This window comes from Variovorax sp. RA8, assembly GCF_901827175.1.
Lineage (GTDB): Bacteria > Pseudomonadota > Gammaproteobacteria > Burkholderiales > Burkholderiaceae_C > Variovorax.
The window spans coordinates 4,599,586-4,615,622 of record NZ_LR594662.1 but is presented as its reverse complement, the minus strand read 5'-3'; the positions used below and the strand labels follow the sequence as shown (position 1 = coordinate 4,615,622).

General features: G+C 65.3%; 17 protein-coding genes and 2 tRNA genes. 12 read left to right on the top strand and 7 right to left on the bottom strand.

All coding sequences use genetic code 11. The features are described 5' to 3' along the window. Nucleotides 1-21 precede the first annotated feature (21 nt). The 5 genes from E5P3_RS21710 to E5P3_RS21690 form a co-directional block, all read right to left on the bottom strand. Nucleotides 22-573 carry a pilus assembly PilX family protein gene (locus E5P3_RS21710; RefSeq protein WP_232073257.1) on the bottom strand — a complete coding sequence of 184 codons (552 nt, stop codon included), beginning with the start codon at nucleotides 571-573 and terminating at the stop codon, nucleotides 22-24. Continuing rightward, nucleotides 570-1,739 carry a PilW family protein gene (locus E5P3_RS21705; protein WP_162587850.1) on the bottom strand — a complete coding sequence of 390 codons (1,170 nt, stop codon included), beginning with the start codon at nucleotides 1,737-1,739 and terminating at the stop codon, nucleotides 570-572. Before E5P3_RS21705 ends, E5P3_RS21710 begins: the two co-directional genes overlap by 4 nt. Next, nucleotides 1,736-2,287, bottom strand: a complete 552-nt coding sequence (locus E5P3_RS21700; RefSeq protein ID WP_162587849.1) for a prepilin-type N-terminal cleavage/methylation domain-containing protein — start codon at nucleotides 2,285-2,287, stop codon at nucleotides 1,736-1,738. The genes E5P3_RS21705 and E5P3_RS21700 overlap by 4 nt, the downstream gene beginning before the upstream one ends. Next, entirely contained in the window at nucleotides 2,281-2,667 is a 387-nt protein-coding gene (locus tag E5P3_RS21695; protein ID WP_162587848.1) for a type IV pilin protein, read from the bottom strand. Before E5P3_RS21695 ends, E5P3_RS21700 begins: the two co-directional genes overlap by 7 nt. Before the next feature lie 212 nt (nucleotides 2,668-2,879). Continuing rightward, on the bottom strand, nucleotides 2,880-3,842 hold the full coding sequence (locus E5P3_RS21690; protein WP_162587847.1) for a LysR substrate-binding domain-containing protein: 963 nt from the start codon (nucleotides 3,840-3,842) through the stop codon (nucleotides 2,880-2,882). Between the two features lie 76 nt (nucleotides 3,843-3,918). On the opposite strand from E5P3_RS21690, the gene E5P3_RS21685 reads away from it, so the two are divergent. The 7 genes from E5P3_RS21685 to E5P3_RS21655 all read left to right on the top strand — a co-directional run bounded on the left by E5P3_RS21685 (nucleotide 3,919) and on the right by E5P3_RS21655 (nucleotide 9,065). Continuing rightward, nucleotides 3,919-4,794, top strand: a complete 876-nt coding sequence (locus tag E5P3_RS21685; protein ID WP_162587846.1) for an alpha/beta fold hydrolase — start codon at nucleotides 3,919-3,921, stop codon at nucleotides 4,792-4,794. A gap of 18 nt (nucleotides 4,795-4,812) precedes the next feature. Beyond that, nucleotides 4,813-5,901, top strand: a complete 1,089-nt coding sequence (locus E5P3_RS21680; RefSeq protein WP_162587845.1) for a tartrate dehydrogenase — start codon at nucleotides 4,813-4,815, stop codon at nucleotides 5,899-5,901. A gap of 243 nt (nucleotides 5,902-6,144) precedes the next feature. After that, the gene (locus E5P3_RS21675) at nucleotides 6,145-6,417 is read left to right on the top strand and encodes an HU family DNA-binding protein (protein WP_007830705.1); all 273 of its coding nucleotides are present in this window, start codon (nucleotides 6,145-6,147) and stop codon (nucleotides 6,415-6,417) included. A gap of 16 nt (nucleotides 6,418-6,433) precedes the next feature. Beyond that, nucleotides 6,434-6,509, top strand: a tRNA-Val gene (locus E5P3_RS21670). A gap of 62 nt (nucleotides 6,510-6,571) precedes the next feature. Further along, nucleotides 6,572-8,500 carry a peptidylprolyl isomerase gene (locus E5P3_RS21665; protein WP_162587844.1) on the top strand — a complete coding sequence of 643 codons (1,929 nt, stop codon included), beginning with the start codon at nucleotides 6,572-6,574 and terminating at the stop codon, nucleotides 8,498-8,500. Nucleotides 8,501-8,531: 31 nt separating this feature from the next. Then, nucleotides 8,532-8,607 (top strand) — tRNA-His (locus E5P3_RS21660). 119 nt (nucleotides 8,608-8,726) lie between these two features. Further along, nucleotides 8,727-9,065, top strand: coding sequence for an H-NS histone family protein (locus tag E5P3_RS21655; RefSeq protein ID WP_162587843.1), 339 nt, complete (start codon nucleotides 8,727-8,729; stop codon nucleotides 9,063-9,065). 60 nt (nucleotides 9,066-9,125) lie between these two features. Here E5P3_RS21655 and E5P3_RS21650 read toward each other — a convergent pair whose 3' ends face one another. Continuing rightward, nucleotides 9,126-10,112: an NADPH:quinone oxidoreductase family protein gene (locus E5P3_RS21650; RefSeq protein WP_162587842.1), complete on the bottom strand. Its 987-nt coding sequence runs from the start codon at nucleotides 10,110-10,112 to the stop codon at nucleotides 9,126-9,128. A gap of 123 nt (nucleotides 10,113-10,235) precedes the next feature. Between E5P3_RS21650 and surE the strand changes: the two genes are divergently transcribed. From surE to rlmD, 5 genes are read left to right on the top strand one after another with little or no spacing between them, the layout of a single operon-like run. Continuing rightward, nucleotides 10,236-11,000: a 5'/3'-nucleotidase SurE gene (surE, locus tag E5P3_RS21645; RefSeq protein WP_162587841.1), complete on the top strand. Its 765-nt coding sequence runs from the start codon at nucleotides 10,236-10,238 to the stop codon at nucleotides 10,998-11,000. Between the two features lie 2 nt (nucleotides 11,001-11,002). After that, nucleotides 11,003-11,776, top strand: coding sequence for a protein-L-isoaspartate(D-aspartate) O-methyltransferase (locus E5P3_RS21640; RefSeq protein WP_162589787.1), 774 nt, complete (start codon nucleotides 11,003-11,005; stop codon nucleotides 11,774-11,776). A gap of 11 nt (nucleotides 11,777-11,787) precedes the next feature. Continuing rightward, a complete protein-coding gene (locus tag E5P3_RS21635) occupies nucleotides 11,788-12,723 on the top strand; it encodes a peptidoglycan DD-metalloendopeptidase family protein (RefSeq protein ID WP_162587840.1) in 936 nt (311 codons plus the stop codon). An 8-nt stretch (nucleotides 12,724-12,731) separates the two neighbouring features. After that, nucleotides 12,732-13,763: a sigma-70 family RNA polymerase sigma factor gene (locus E5P3_RS21630; RefSeq protein ID WP_162587839.1), complete on the top strand. Its 1,032-nt coding sequence runs from the start codon at nucleotides 12,732-12,734 to the stop codon at nucleotides 13,761-13,763. A 43-nt stretch (nucleotides 13,764-13,806) separates the two neighbouring features. Next, nucleotides 13,807-15,237 carry a 23S rRNA (uracil(1939)-C(5))-methyltransferase RlmD gene (rlmD, locus tag E5P3_RS21625; RefSeq protein WP_162587838.1) on the top strand — a complete coding sequence of 477 codons (1,431 nt, stop codon included), beginning with the start codon at nucleotides 13,807-13,809 and terminating at the stop codon, nucleotides 15,235-15,237. Between the two features lie 42 nt (nucleotides 15,238-15,279). On the opposite strand, the gene E5P3_RS21620 is transcribed toward rlmD, so the two are convergent. Then, nucleotides 15,280-15,981, bottom strand: coding sequence for a Bax inhibitor-1/YccA family protein (locus E5P3_RS21620; protein WP_162587837.1), 702 nt, complete (start codon nucleotides 15,979-15,981; stop codon nucleotides 15,280-15,282). Nucleotides 15,982-16,037: the final 56 nt, after the last annotated feature.

The following is a 16,037-nucleotide window of genomic DNA, read 5'->3' as shown; positions in this document are numbered from 1 at the left end:
TCTGATCGCAGAAAGAACCCCTCAGGGGCAGAAAGCTTCGAACTGCGCCTGGCTCATCAGCACGCGCACGCCTTGACGGACCGCGGTCGAGCCGCCGGTGGCGGCGTCGGTCACGGTGGTGCTGATGTCCCACACAGCGTTGTATTGATCCGGCAGCGTGGTCAGGCCCGAGCCGCTGGAGGAACCGCCCCCGGTGATGCCGCCTGGGCCGGTTGTCGTGCCGCCGCCTCCGCCCGAGGCCTTGGTTACCCGTGCGCAGGTCGGTGCTGCGATCTGCACGGTGTAGTCCGTCTTTCCGTCGTTGTTGATGTCGACCAGGCTGACGGTCGCCGTCGGCGCCACCATCGACGGGCTGCCGTCCGCGTTGGGCGGCAACAACGAGGCGGCTACTTCCTCGATCGCGCGGTTGGCTGCGGCGACGGCCTCGTTGCGCGTCTGCATGTTGCCCACCGACTTGAGGTTGGTGATGCTGACGTTGAAGGCGACGACCACGGTCAGCGTGATCAGCACCAGCATGATGAGGCCGACGATCAGCGCGGCGCCGCGCTGCCGGCTCGGGCGGTTGGTTCTCACGGCGGCGTCTCCCTTCGGCCTGCGACGTTGGTCAGGCGCACGGTGGTGGAGAACACGTGCCGCTTGTACGGGTCGTTGTACGCAGGAAGGGTCGCGGCGCTGCCGAGCTTGTAGGTCTTGTTGTCGGCATGGCCTGGCGAGGGCTCGATGCTGCGTGCCAGGAGGTAGAGCTTCACGGCGACCGTGTTGATCAACTGGTCTGCCGTGCACGGCGTGCCGGTGGTGCAGCGCACGAAGGCGCCGTCGGGACTGCCGTCTCCTCGATTGGTCGGTGTCGTCTTGTTGCTGGCATCGAGCCAGTTGATGGCCTGCGTGTAGTTGACGGCCAGGCCGGTCTTGCCCAGCGTATCCAGCCCCAGTTCCACGCGAAGGCCCTCGATGCCCTCGATCAGCGCCACCGGCTCCGTATAGGCGGGCGTACCGCCCGCGGCGTCCAGGCGCGAGCGCACCAGTGTCGGGATGCCGTCGCCCTCGGCTTCGGCGTAGTCCCGTACATAGTAGATGTCGGAGATGAACCTGCGCTTGGGTGCGGCCGCGGTGCAATCCTTGCGCAGGATGCCGTTGAAGCCTGCGATGTTCAGCTCGAAAGTCGAGGGCGTCTGCGTCGCGCACAGCGACGACTGGAAGTAGAGCCTGCCGGCGACTTCCGCTTCGCAGTTGGATGGCGCCGCCGACGGGAAGCAGGTCTCGGCATGACGCACCACAAGCACATCGGTATCGGCCTTCTTGTGGGTCACGATTGCGGCGCAGCCGGCGGGGACGTCCTCGTAGATCTGCACGGGAATGTCGAGCAGGCTGCGCTTGTAGGCATCGGTCCAGTTGGCGGCCGTATAGGCCAGGCAGGGATCGGGCGCTGCGCCGGCCGGCACGTCGGCGGGCACGGTGGTCAGGGTCAGGTCGTCGAACTGGGGCATGTAGTTTTCCCAGAAGCCGGCGTGCGCGACCTCGTTCTCCAGGACATGCACTGCAAGCCGCCCGTTCTCGATCTGGCGGTTGACCTTGACCATCTCGCGGTTGGAGCGCGACACGTTGAGGTACAGGGTGATCAGAGCCGCCACGATGATCAGCGTGATGGCGATCGACACCATCAGCTCGATCAGCGTCAGGCCCCGCTGCGCGGCGGCGGCATGCGGCCGCAGGAAGCGATCACGGGACGGCGCTTTCATGTGAGCGATCCGATGCGCACCAGCGTCGTCACCGTGCGGCGGCACAGGTCGTTCTGGCAGCGCGATGCTGCGTCGCCGTTGTAGAGGTCCTTGCCGCAGGCGACGCCCTCGGGCGGCGCGGAGATCGGCACCAGGCCCTGCCAGGCGACCGTGATCAGGTACTCGTTGTTGCCCAGGTCCTCCACGCAGCCGCGGCCGCCGATCACGGTGCCCAGCTTGCTGGTGCCGGAAGTCTCCGCCGCGCCCTGGAGCGCGTTGCACCATTCGGCGGCGTCGACCTGCTGGCGGCTGCCGGTGGCGGAGGGGCAGTTGCCGGTGCCCACCGGCGTGCCGGTAACGTAGCTGCCGGCGGCTCGGCGGTTGATGGCGATCCGGTTGGCCATGTCGTTCAGCAGGATCAGCGCCTGCGAACGCTGGTAGGCCTCCATCTCTGACACTTGCAGGCGCGATTGCAGGCCTACCAGCCCGAGCAGGCCGAAGGCGATGATGACCAGCGTGACCAACGCTTCCAGCAGGGTCGCGCCGCGCTGTGAGTGAAGCTTTACCATTTTCCGGCGGGCGCCTTGAGGCCCTCGTTGTTGAGCGTGAGCGCCCCGTCGCTGGCCTGGCTGCCCTTCGGCGTGAACGTCACAGTGAAGCCCGGAACGGCGCCGGTGCCCAAGGTGATGCTGTAGTCGTAGCCAGCACTCACCTCGGCCGGGAGGCTGTAGCCGCCGGCTTGCAGCGCGGTCTTGTCCGCATAGACGCGGTTGGCGAGCAGGTACTGCTGCTGCCGGTTGGCGATGTCCATCATCTGAGCCTGTGCCGCCGACCGCTTGGAACGAATGATGTACTGCTGGTAGCTGGGCAGGGCGATGGCGGCCAGGATCCCGACGACCGCTATCGTGATGACCAGTTCAATCAATGTGAACCCGTGCTGTTTGCGCATCAACTCTCCAACTGCCTTGCTCGAAGCGAGCTGTTCAGGGTACCGGTGCCCACCGAGCCTGAGAAATGTGACGATATGTTAAGAATGTGAAGTTATCACATTGAGCCGTCAGAAAGCGCGACAAATGGTCGGTTTCGGCCGATAAGCGGCTCCCAGGCGTGGCCAGAAGCACACAAACGCGAGCCGCAACCCGGAAAGGCGTCGGAAGTTCGTTACACCTTGTGATGCCTGGCACCCAGCGGAAGCGCCGCCGGCTTCCATGGCTCCGGGCGAAACTGTTCGGCCAGGAAGTCGACCAGCAGACGGACGCGGCGCGGCGTCCTGGCGCGCCAGGGGGCGATCCACTGGATGTCGGCATCCGGCATCGACAACTCCGGCAGCACGCGAACGAGTTCGCCCGAGCTCAACTGCGGCGCGATGTCCCAGAGGCTGCGCAGCACGATGCCGTGGCCGGCGAGGCACCAGTCGCGCACCAGCTCGCCGGAATTGCTGGACAGGGGGCCGCGGACCTGAACGCGCGTGGAGGTGCGATTCTTCGCGTCGCTCAAGGCCCACACATCGGAGGGGCGGGCCGGCGCAGCCTCGTTTTCGTGCACGACCAGACAATCGTGCCCGGCCAGGGCCTGCGCATCCTCAGGGGTTCCGCGTCGTCGCAGGTAGGCCGGCGACGCGGCCAGCACGCGCTGGTTCCGCGCCAGCCGGCGTGCGACCCAGTCTCCCGCGTGCCGGGCCGGCGCGGACCAGAGCCATACCGCGCCGTCGTAGCCATCGGCACCAAGATCCGGGAGCCGTTCTGTCAGGTGAAGTTCGATCTGCAAGGCGGGGTATTGCTGCCCGAACTGGGCAAGCGCGGGGCCTAGCCAGCGTCGTCCGAACCCGAAGGTGGCGGCGATCCGCAGCGCGCCGCTCGGCTCTTTCTGCCGCTCGCGCAACTCGGACTCGAGCGCCGCGAAGCCTTCGAGCAGGCGCTGGGCGTGCGCGCAGACGGCCTCACCCTCGGCGGTGAGGCTCAGTCGGCGAGTGGTGCGTTCGAAAAGACGATGCCCCAGCTCTTTTTCAAGTTGTGCAAGCCGCTTGGTAACGACCGAGGGCACCACGCTCAATGCCGCGGCCGCGCCAGCCAGGCTGCCCGCATGGCGAACGGAAAGAACCAACTCGAGGTCACTGCGTTCCATTCGTTCCTTGGTGGAAAGAGTCAATTTGCTCATTGTTTCTTGATGAGCGTCAGAAGCGCAACGCACAATGTCGGGGATGCAGAACGGCTTTTCCTCCTTCCACGTGTTTCGCGACGGGGTCCGCCTGCACGGGCGCATGGGCGGGAAGGGCGCGCCCTTGCTGCTGCTGCACGGCCATCCGCAGACACACGCCATCTGGCATCGCGTGGCGCCTGCGCTGGCCACGCGCTTCACACTCGTCATGATGGATCTGCGCGGCTATGGCGACTCGGATCGGCCGGCGGCCGATGCCGCGCACCTCGCCTACAGCAAGCGCGAGATGGCAAGGGATGCGATGGCCGTGATGCGCCATCACGGCTTCGACCACTTCCAGGTTCTGGCGCACGATCGCGGCGCGCGCGTTGCGCACCGGCTCGCCGTGGATCATCCTCAGGCCGTCGAGCGACTGATGCTGCTGGATGTCGCGCCCACGCTCGCCATGTACGAACAGACGTCCGACGCCTTCGCTCGTGCGTACTGGCACTGGTTCTTCCTGATCCAGCCGTCGCCGCTGCCCGAGGCTCTGATCGAGTCCGACCCGGCGCGCTACGTGCGTAGCGTGATGGGCAGCCGACATGCCGGCCTGGCGCCCTTCGCTCCCGAGGCGCTGGCCGAGTACGAGCGCTGCGCCGCAATCGCCGGTACGGCGCGCGGCATCTGCGAGGACTACCGTGCTTCGGCCACGATCGATCTCGAGCATGACCGCGCCGATGTCGCCGCCGGGCTGAAGCTTGTGCAGCCGCTGCGCGTGCTGTGGGGCGAGCATGGCGCGGTGGGGCGCTGCTTCGATGTGCCGAGCCTTTGGCGCGAGCGCGCCGAGCGAGTATCCGGTGCTGCGCTGGCTTGCGGCCACTACATTCCCGAAGAGGCATCCGAGGCGCTGGCCGAGGAAGCGCTTCAGTTTTTTGTTTGATATATAGAGGAAGACATCATGAGCGGCAGGAAGCGTATCGCCGTGATCGCCGGGGACGGCATCGGCAAGGAAACCATGCCCGAGGGGCTGCGCGTGCTCGATGCGGCGGCCCGCAAGTTCGGGATCGATCTGCATTTCGACCACTTCGATTTCTCGAGCTGGGACTACTGCGAGAAGCACGGCAAGATGCTGCCGGACGACTGGAAGGACCAGATCGGCAGTCACGACGCGATCTATTTCGGCGCGGTCGGCTGGCCCGAGAAGATTCCGGACCATGTTTCGCTCTGGGGGTCTCTGCTGCTGTTCCGCCGCGAGTTCGACCAGTACATCAACCTGCGGCCTGCGCGCCTGATGCCCGGCATCGTCGCGCCCGTGGTGCGGCGCGACGGCTCGGCGCGGCAGCCCGGCGAGATCGACATGTACATCGTGCGCGAGAACACCGAGGGCGAGTACTCGAGCATCGGCGGGCGCATGTACGAGGGAACGGCGCGCGAGATCGTGATCCAGGAGACGGTGATGTCGCGCACGGGCGTGGACCGGGTTCTCAAGTTTGCCTTCGAGCTGGCGCGGTCGCGTCCCGGCAAGCACCTGACCAGCGCGACCAAATCCAATGGCATCTCGATCACCATGCCGTACTGGGACGAGCGCGTGGCGGAGATGGCGAAGAACTATCCGGACATCAAGCTCGACAAGTTCCACATCGATATCCTGACGGCGCATTTCGTGCAACGCCCCGACTTCTTCGACGTGGTGGTGGCCAGCAACCTGTTCGGCGACATACTGTCCGACCTCGGCCCCGCTTGCACCGGCACGATCGGCATCGCGCCGAGCGCCAACCTCAACCCTGAGCGAAGCACGCCGTCGCTGTTCGAGCCGGTGCACGGCTCGGCGCCGGATATTGCGGGCAAGGGCATCGCCAATCCGATCGGCCAGATCTGGTGCGGCGCCATGATGCTCGAGTTCCTGGGCCACAGGAACGCGCACGACGCGATCCTGGCCGCGATCGAAAAGGTGCTGGCGCCGGAGAGCGGGGCGCCGCGCACGCCGGACATCGGCGGCAGCGCGGGCACCATCGACCTGGGGCGCGCGATTGCGCAAGCGCTCTGAACGCAGCCGCATGGGAAAAAGGGACCGCGCAAAACATCACTAGAATCGCGGGCCTCGCTGGATTGCACGGCGTCGTGTCGTATTGACACCCCGTGGACCAGTGGTTGTAATCCTTGTCGGCAGTGCGCTGCCGGCGCATCAGAACTGCCATCCTTCTTCTTAAACGAACCCCGTGGCTTCGTCACGGGGCCGGCACCGCTTCTGACGCTACCCGATCAACTATTTATTCTGCAAGGGGTCCTTGTGAACAAAACCGAACTGATTGAGCACATCGCAAAAAACGCCGACATCTCGAAAGCCGCTGCAACGCGCGCACTGGAATCGACGATCGGCGCCATTCGTACCACGCTCAAGAAGGGCGGCTCGGTCTCGCTCGTCGGTTTCGGCACTTTTGCTGTGGGTAAACGCGCTGCACGCACGGGCCGCAATCCGCGGACCGGCGACGCGATTAAAATCAAGGCCGCCAAGATCCCGAAGTTCCGGCCCGGCAAGGCGCTGAAAGATGCGCTGAACTGAGAGTCGGATCCCGGTGGGGTGCTTAGCTCAGCTGGTAGAGCGGCGCCCTTACAAGGCGTAGGTCGGGGGTTCGAGCCCCTCAGCACCCACCAACCGATGCAAAGGCGAACAGTCAGTTCGCCTTTTTTGTTTTTCGCTGGAGAGACCCCCATCCATGTTCGATTTCATCCGACAGCACAACAAAATCCTGATGGTTGTCCTGTTCCTGTTGATCGTGCCGTCATTCGTGGTGGTCGGCGTGCTGGACCGCTACAGCGGTTCCGGCGACAAGGGCGAGAAGGTCGCCAGCGTGGCGGGCGAGAGCATTCGTCGTCCGGAGTGGGATGCGCAGCATCGCATTGATGTCGATCGCATTCGCCAGCAAAGGTCGGATGTGGATCCCGCGATATTCGATACGGATGCGCAGCGCTACGGGACGCTCGAGCGGATGGTGCGGGACCGCGTGCTGGCCGCCGCCGCGGCCCAGGATCACTTCGTGGTGACCGAGCAGCGCCAACTGGAGATCTTCCAGAACGATCCGGGCCTGGCGAGCTTCGTCGTCGTCAAGGATGGCAAGCGTCAGTTCGACCGCGATCTGTTCTTGCGCGCCACGGGCATGACACCCGAGCAGCATCAGGCCGCACTCGCTGCGCAGATGGTGCGCCAGCAGGTGCTGAAGGGCATTACCGATACGGCCCTCGCGACACCGGCGCAGACCGCCGTCATGCTCGACGCCTTCTATGACCGGCGCGAGATCCAGGTGGCGCGCTTCGCTCCCGGTGAGTTCGCGGCCAAGGTCACTGTCAGCGATGCGGACCTGGAGGCCTATTACAAACAGCATGTCGCTCAGTTCCAGGTGCCGGAGCAGGCGAGTGTCGAATACCTCGTGCTGGACCTCGAGGCTGCCAAGAAGAACATCGCCGTCAACGAGGCCGACGTACGCACCTACTACGAACAGAATCGCGAACGCCTCGGCACGAAGGAGGAGCGCCGTGCCAGCCACATCCTGATCAGCGTGCCCTCGGGCGCCCCGGCCGCGGAGCGCGAAAAGGCGCGCGAGAAGGCGCAGGGATTGCTCGCCGAGGTCAAGAAGGCGCCCGCCAGCTTCGCCGAGATCGCGCGCAAAAATTCGCAAGACCCTGGCTCGGCAGAAAAGGGCGGCGATCTCGACTTCGTGGCGCGCGGGGCGATGGTGAAGCCGTTCGAGGAAGCGATGTTCGCGCTCAAGAAGGGCGAGATCAGCGATTTGGTCGAGACCGAGTTCGGCTACCACATCATCCAGCTCAACGACATCAAGCCGGGAGTGGTGCCGCCGTTCGAGCAGGTGCGCGCGAAGATCGAGGATGAGGTTCGCAGCCAGCAAGCCACGCAGGAGTTCGCCAAGGCGGCCGAGACCTTCACCGATGCCGTCTACCAACAGCCCGACAGCCTGAAGCCGGCCGCCGAGAAGCTGAAGCTGGCGATCCGCACAGCCGACAAGGTGGCACGCACGCCAGCGCCCGGTGCGACGGGGGCCCTGGCCAGCCGCAATTTCCTGAATGCCCTGTTTGCGGCCGATTCGTTGGAGCGCAAGCACAACACGGAGGCGATCGAGATCGGTCCGAACCAGCTCGCGTCCGGGAGAGTGACGCAATACGCCCCGGCGCGGGCGCAGCCTTTCGAAGAGGTCAAGGACAAGGTTCGGGCGCAACTCGTCGCCGAACGCGCGGGGGCGCTGGCCAAAACCGAAGGCGAAGCCAAGCTCGCAGCCTGGCAGTCCAACGCGGCCGGTGCGACCTTCGGCGCGGCGCTGACGGTTTCGCGGCTGGACGCGCAGTCGCAGCCGATGCCGGTCATCGAGGCAGCACTGCGCGCCGATCCGGCCAAGCTGCCCGCGCTAGTGGGAGTGGACCTCGGCGCGCAAGGATATGCCGTCGTTCGCGTCAACAAGACCGTGCCGCGCACGCCGCCCGCCGCCGAGATGGCGCAGCAGGAAACCCAGCAGGTCGCGCTGGCCACGTCCGCCGCGGAGGCTGCCGCTTACTACGAGCTGCTCAAGAGCCGGTTCAAGGCTGAGATCCTGGTGCCGAAACCGGTCGATGCGGGCATTGCCATCGGACGCTAGCTTTTTTCCGGCTACAATTGCCGGCTCTGCGGTGGCTGTAGCTCAGTTGGTAGAGTCCCAGATTGTGATTCTGGTCGTCGTGGGTTCGAGTCCCATCAGCCACCCCAACCCATTGATGCAAAGCGCCGGTCATTCGACCGGCGTTTTTTTTGGCACACGCGGTGCTTGCAGCAATTCGGACTTGAATTAGAATTCCGACTTCCTAATTCGGAGGAACTTTGCACCAATGGCCTCAACACTTGCCGACATCAATTCCCAGATCAAGAAGCACGACGAGCAGATTGCGCAATTGCGCAAGCAAGCCGAGGAGCTGCGCAATCAGGAGCGCTCGAGCGTGATCGAGGAGTTGCGGAAGAAGATCGCCGAATACGGCCTGACGGCGGCCGATTTGAAACTCGGGGCGCGCAGCACCAGGCGGGGACCTCCGGCGGCCGCGCCGAAGTCCGCTGCGAAGTACCGCAGCCCGACGGGAGAAACCTGGTCAGGCGGACGCGGCCGCAAGCCGCGCTGGATCACCGAGGCACTGGCCGCCGGCAAATCGCTGTCCGAGTTCGAGATCCACTGAGGCGTCTTCTCTCCATAAAAAAAGCCCGCGATGCGGGCTTTTTTATGGTGGCGTCGGCGCTCAGTTGACCATGACGAGCTTACCCTTGACGCCACGCGAGCCCATGTGGGCATAGGCCGTCTTGAGTTCGGCCATTGGCATGGTGCTGTCAATCACCGGCTTGATCTTGCCCTGGCCATACCATTTCACCAATTCAGCCATCATCTGCGCATTGGCCTTGGGCTCGCGCTTGGCGAAATCGCCCCAGAACACACCAACCAGCGATGCGCCTTTGAGCAGCATCAAATTGAGCGGCAGCGAAGGAATCGGTCCGGAGGCGAAACCCACCACCAGATAGCGTCCCCGCCAGCCGATCGAACGAAACGCGGGTTCTGCGAATTCCCCGCCGACGGGATCGTAAATCACGTCGGGACCTTTGCCGTCAGTCGCCGCCTTGATTGCATCGCGGAACCCGTTGGGAAGCGCGTGCGTGGTGTAGTTGATCGCGAGGTCCGCGCCGATGGATTTGCACAGTTCGCATTTCTCGTCCGTCGACGCCGCGGCAATCACCTTGGCGCCAGCGGCTTTGGCGATCTGAATGGCGGCAGTGCCGACGCCGCCGGCTGCGCCGAGCACCAGCACGGTCTCGCCGGGCTTGAGCTGCGCCCGGTCCATCAGCGCGTGCCAGGAAGTGGCATAGATCATGATGAAGGCGGCCGCATCGACATGGCCGAAGCCCTCGGGCAGGGGCATGCAGAGGGCCGCGGGAGCCAGTGTGTGGGTACCGAAGCCGCCCGTGCCCGACAGACAAGCAACACTTTGGCCCACGCGCAATTGGGTGACTCCTTCGCCGACGGCCGAGACCACACCGGCGTACTCCGATCCCGGTACGAAGGGCAGCGGCGGCTTTATCTGGTATTTGTTCTGCACGATCAGCAGATCGGGAAAGTTCAGGCTGGCTGCCTTGATCTCGATCAGCACCTGGCCCGGGCCAGGCGCCGGCGTTGGCAGTTCTTTCCAGGTCAGCGCATCGACGCCGGTCGGGTTCTCACAGAGCCATGCGTGCATGCTCGGGTCTCCTTGGGTGAATCTGGGGGCAACGGATCGGGTTCATGATAGGACGGACTGCGGGTGGGCATTGTCCCTGTCGTGACGCGTCCGCCGCCTACAATCGCGCGCACTACCAAAGCCATGAAGATACTGATTTCGAACGACGATGGCTTCCAGGCTCCCGGTATCGTGGCATTGCACGATGCGCTCAAGGATGTAGCGGAAGTCGAGGTGGTTGCGCCAGAGCACAACAACAGCGCCAAGTCGAATGCGCTCACGCTCGCGGCACCGCTCTACGTGCACAAGGCGCACAACGGTTTTCGCTATGTGACCGGCACGCCGGCGGATTGCGTGCATATCGCGCTCAAGGGCCTGCTCGACTATCGGCCCGATCTCGTGGTGTCCGGCATCAACAACGGCGCCAACATGGGCGACGACACCATCTATTCGGGCACCGTCGGAGCCGCCATGGAGGCGTACCTTTTCGGCATTCCGGCGATTGCCTTCTCGCAAATCGAGAAGGGCTGGGCACATGTCGACGCGGCGGCGCGCGCGGCGCGAAGGCTGGTCGAACAGATCGAGCGCGATCGCATGCTCGGGGGTCCTGCATTCCTGCTCAACGTCAACGTGCCGAACCTGCCCTTCGAGGAGCTCAAGCCCATCAGGGTCTGCAGGTTGGGGCGCCGTCACGCCGCGGAGAAGGTCATCACCCAGGACAGTCCGCGCGGCGAGACCATGTACTGGATCGCCGGCGCGGGCGGCGCGAAGGACAGCGGTGAAGGCACCGACTTCCATGCGACGGCCGCCGGCCACATCGCCCTGACGCCGCTGCAGATCGATCTGACCGACCACGCCAATCTGGAACAGTGGCGCCAGACGGTGGCACGGCTGGGCGGGCCTTCCTGATCATGGCAAGTCAACGGCCAGGGTTCCCCGTGCGGCTCACGCCCACCGCATCGGCGGCGACGCGCGGCCGGCCCTCGGCCGTTCCTGTGAAGCCGCTCGTTCATCACACGCCATCCATGGCATCGGAGGCGGTGCGCGCCCGCATGGTCCAGCGGCTCGCTGCGCAGGGCGTCGCCGACGCGCGCGTGCTGCGTGCCATGAACACGGTCGAGCGTCATCGATTCGTCGACAGCGCCTTGGTCAACCAGGCGTATGAAGACACGAGTCTGCCGATCGGACTGGGCCAGACCATCTCGAAGCCCAGCGTGGTGGCGCGCATGATCGAGTTGCTGCTCGGTGCGCCCGCCTTGGCGAACAAGCCCGGCGAGCGACTGGGGCGCGTGCTCGAGATCGGTACCGGCTGCGGCTACCAGGCCGCCGTGCTGAGCCATGTCGCGACGGAGGTCTACAGCATCGAGCGCCTGCGCGGCCTGCATGAGCGGGCTCGCGCCAATCTGCGCCCGTTCCGCTTGGCCACGGTTCACCTCCTCCTTGGCGACGGCATGGTGGGTTATGCGAAGGGCGCGCCCTATGCCGGCATCATTGCCGCTGCCGGCGGTGATGCGGTGCCGGAGACATGGCTTGCGCAACTCGCCGTCGGTGGCCGCATCGTCGCGCCGACACAGTCGTCGACGGGTGGACAGGCCCTCGTCGTCATCGACAAGACAGCACGCGGACTGGAGCGCCGCGTTCTTGAGGCGGTTCACTTTGTCCCCCTAAAATCGGGAATTGCTTGAAGGAAGAACACATGCAGGGTATTGGCAATCGGGGCTGGCTTGCTGGCGTGACGCTGCTGGTCGCACTCTTGATTGCGGGGTGTGCCGCGAAGCGCGGGCCCGTTCCGGTCGAAGACCGCGGCACGATGATCGGTGCGCCAGTTGCTGCTGCGTCGACCGCGCCAGGCGCACCTCCCATCACCACCGATGCATCGGGCAAGCCGCTGCCGGGCATCGAGAACTACGGCAAGCCTGGCTACTACGCGGTGCGTCCCGGCGACACCATTCGCCGCATCGGCACGGAGACGGGTCAAAACTGGCGTGACATCGCGCGCTGGAACAATCTCGAGAATCCCGACCTGATCGAAGTGGGTCAAGTGCTGCGCGTGATTCCGCCTGCGGGCGCGGCCACGACACCGGCAGCGACGCCTACACCCCTTGCCTCTGATGCAGTCCGGACCACCGCGCCCTCGGCCGCTCCGGGACCAACAGCTGCTGCCGCGCCAGCTCCCGCTGCTGCTGCGAGCGCGGCCGCCAAGCCGACGCCGTCCATCGTGACCGCCTCGCCTGCGACACCGGCCGCGACGGGCTCGGGGGACGAAGACGTGGGCTGGATCTGGCCTGCGCAGGGTTCGTTGATCGCGGGCTTCGACGAGGCGAAGAACAAAGGGCTCGACATCGGCGGCAGGGCCGGCGACTCGGTGCTCGCCGCGGCCGATGGGCGCGTCGTCTACGCCGGGGCGGGGCTGCGCGGCTACGGCAACCTGATCATCCTCAAGCACAACAACACCTATCTCACCGCGTACGCCCACAACCGGACGCTGCTGGTGAAGGAGGACCAGTCGGTGCAGAAGGGCCAGAAGATTGCCGAGATGGGCAACAGTGACGCGGACCGCGTAAAGCTGCACTTCGAGATCCGCCGGCAGGGCAAGCCTGTCGATCCGGCGCGCTATCTGCCCGCTCGGTAGGAGCATGCATGGCCACCTCTCGCCTGCGTCGCGTTCAGATCGTGCGGCGCGCGGCGGGCAACGGTGGTGCCGCACCCTTCAGCGCCTTCGGACCGGCCGTTCCTGCGGATGAGGTGGCCGAGCGCCCTGACAGCGAGGCTGCACGAGAGATTTCGCGTGACGGCGTGTCGCTCGATATCGGCGGCGAGGGCGGCGATTCGTTGACGCTCTACCTGCGTGAGATCCGGCGCACCGAGTTGTTCACTCCCGACGAAGAATATCGCACGGCCTGCGCCGCGCGCAGCGGGGACTTCTCGGCTCGGCAGTCGATGATCGAGCACAACCTGCGGCTCGTGGTGAATATCGCCAAGGGCTATCTCGGCCGCGGTGTACCGCTGGCGGACCTGATCGAAGAGGGCAACCTCGGCCTGATGCATGCGATCAACAAGTTCGAGCCCGAACGCGGCTTTCGCTTCTCGACCTACGCCACCTGGTGGATCCGCCAGTCGATCGAGCGCGCAGCCATGATGCAGGCGCGCGCGATTCGCCTGCCGGTGCATGTGGTGCGCGAACTGCAGCAGGTGATGCGCGCCCGGCGCACGCTGGAAGGCGATGCCGACTTCATCGCCCGCCGCCCCGACGGCGTGCGGGTGGAAGACGTCGCGGCGCTGTTGGGCCTCGAGGTGCAGGCGGTGGCCGATCTGATGGCGCTGGCCGAGGCGCCGCGTTCGCTCGATGCCGGCAGCGAACGCAGTGAGGACAGCTTCAGCCTGGCAGACACGGTCGCTTCGGAGGACGAGCACAGTGATCCGACGGGCATTACCCAGACCCATGAAGTCGAGAAGCTGCTCGATCAGTGGATCCTGGCGTTGAGCGAGCGCGAGCGCGAGGTATTGGAAGGACGCTACGGCCTGCACGACCGCGATCCGGAGACGCTCGAAGTATTGAGCGTGCGCCTGGGTCTCACGCGCGAGCGCGTGCGGCAGATCCAGAACGAAGCCCTTGCCAAGATGCGCCGCCAGCTTGCACGAGCGGGCGTGCAGCGTGACGCGCTCCTATAGGCGCTCCTCGGGCGGGGGCATGCCGCCCTGAGACAATCCATGCATGACGGATTCGATAGAAAAGAACGAGGCGCAGCTTCACGATGAATGGCTGCATGTCGAGTCGCTCGACCTCGACGCACAGGGCGTGGCGCACAAGGCCAGCGGCATGGTGGTGTTCATCGAGGGCGCCCTGCCTTTCGAGGAAGTGCAGCTCAAGGTGCAGCGCAGGAAGAACAACTGGGAGCAGGGCACGGTGACTGCGATTCGCCGTGAATCCTCGCAGCGCGTGCGTCCCGGATGTCCGCATTTCGGGCTGCATGCAGGTGCTTGTGGCGGCTGCAAGATGCAGCACCTCGACGCCGCGGCACAGGTGGCGGTGAAGCAGCGTGCGCTCGAAGACAACCTGTGGCATCTGGGCAAGGTGCGGCCTGAGAACATGCTGCGGCCGCTCGAGGGTCCAGCCTGGCACTACCGTTATCGCGCCCGCCTGTCGGTGCGTCATGTCGTCAAGAAGGGGACAGTACTGATCGGCTTCCACGAACGCAAGAGCCGCTATCTCGCCGACATGCAGGTGTGTCCCGTGCTGCCGGCGCGCGTCAGTGCCATGCTGATGCCGCTGCGCGAGCTCATCGGATCGATGGATGCACGCGATACCTGCCCGCAGATCGAGCTGGCCTGCGGCGATGCGCCTGACGGCGCCGGGCTCGGGGTGATCGCGCTGGTACTGCGCCACCTGGAGCCCCTGTCGGTCGGGGATATCGCACGGCTCAAGGTCTTTGCCGCCGCGCACGAGGGGGTGCAGTGGTGGCTGCAGGCGAAAGGGCCAGAGACGGTTCGGCTGCTTGAATCCGACGGGCCGGTGCTCGCCTACCGGTTGCCGGAGTTCGGCGTCACGATGCCCTTCAAGCCGACCGATTTCACGCAGGTCAACGCATATATCAATCGCGCGCTCGTCAGCCGTGCATTGCGCCTGCTGGATGTGCAGGCGGAGGAGCGCGTCATCGACTGGTTCTGCGGACTGGGCAATTTCACGCTCCCGCTCGCGACCCGCGCGCGGGAAGTACTGGGCATCGAAGGCAGCGCCACGCTGGTGGCCAGGGCGACGGAGAACCTGGCGCGCAACCAGGCCCCGGCGGCCGGCCGGGGGGCGCTGGCCCCGACCCGCTTCGTCGCGCGCAACCTGTTCGAGATCACGCCCGCGATGCTGATGGCGGACGGCGCAGCAGACAAATGGCTGGTGGATCCGCCGCGCGAGGGCGCCTTCGCGCTGGCCAAGGCGCTGGCCGATCTGCACCAGGAGGCCGATCCGACAAGGGAGGGCTGGACACCGCCCAAGCGGATCGTCTACGTCAGCTGCAATCCGTCGACGCTGGCGCGCGATGCGGGCCTGCTGGTCCATCAGGCGGGCTATCGCTGCACTTTGGCGGGCGTGGTCAACATGTTCCCGCACACGGCACACGTCGAGTCGATCGCGGTGTTCGATCGGCCATGAAAAAAGGGCCCGAAGGCCCTTTTTCAGCGGAGGAGTCGGCGATCAGTCCCGCTCGCCGCCAAAGATGCCCAGCAGGGCGAGCAGGCTCTGGAACACGTTGAACATGTCCAGGTAGAGCGCCAGTGTGGCGCTGATGTAGTTGGTCTCGCCTCCGTCCATGATCTGCTTGAGGTCATAGAGCATGAAAGCCGAGAAGATGCCGATCGCCGCGACCGAGATTGCGAGCATGCCCGCGCTGGAGCCGACGAACACGTTGATGATTGCGCCGATCATCAGCACCAAGGCACCGACGAACAGCCACTTGCCCATACCCGACAGGTCGCGCTTGATCACCGTGGCCAGTGAAGCCATTACGAAGAACACGCCGGCGGTGCCGCCGAAGGCAGTCATGATCAGCTCGGAGCCGTTCTTGAAGCCCAGCACCATTGCGATGAGGCGCGAAAGCATCAGCCCCATGAAGAAGGTAAAGCCCAGCAGCACGGGAACGCCGGCGGCTGAGTTCTTGGTCTTCTCGATGGCGAACATGAAGGCGAAGGCACCGCCCAGGAATACCATCAGGCCAATGCCGCCGCTGAGGGAGCGGGTGATGCCGGTGGCGACGCCTAGCCAAGCACCCAGCACGGTAGGCAGCAGGCTCAGGGCGAGCAGCCAGTAGGTGTTGCGCAGGACGCGCTGCCGCTCTGCTTGCGGCAGCGCCTGGCCGTAGCCGACGGAAGTGGCAAGGGTGTTGACGCGGTCGTTCATTGCTGAAACTCCTGATGTTGGCTGCGAAGCTGCAGTTGGGGCCATTCTAGGGGGCT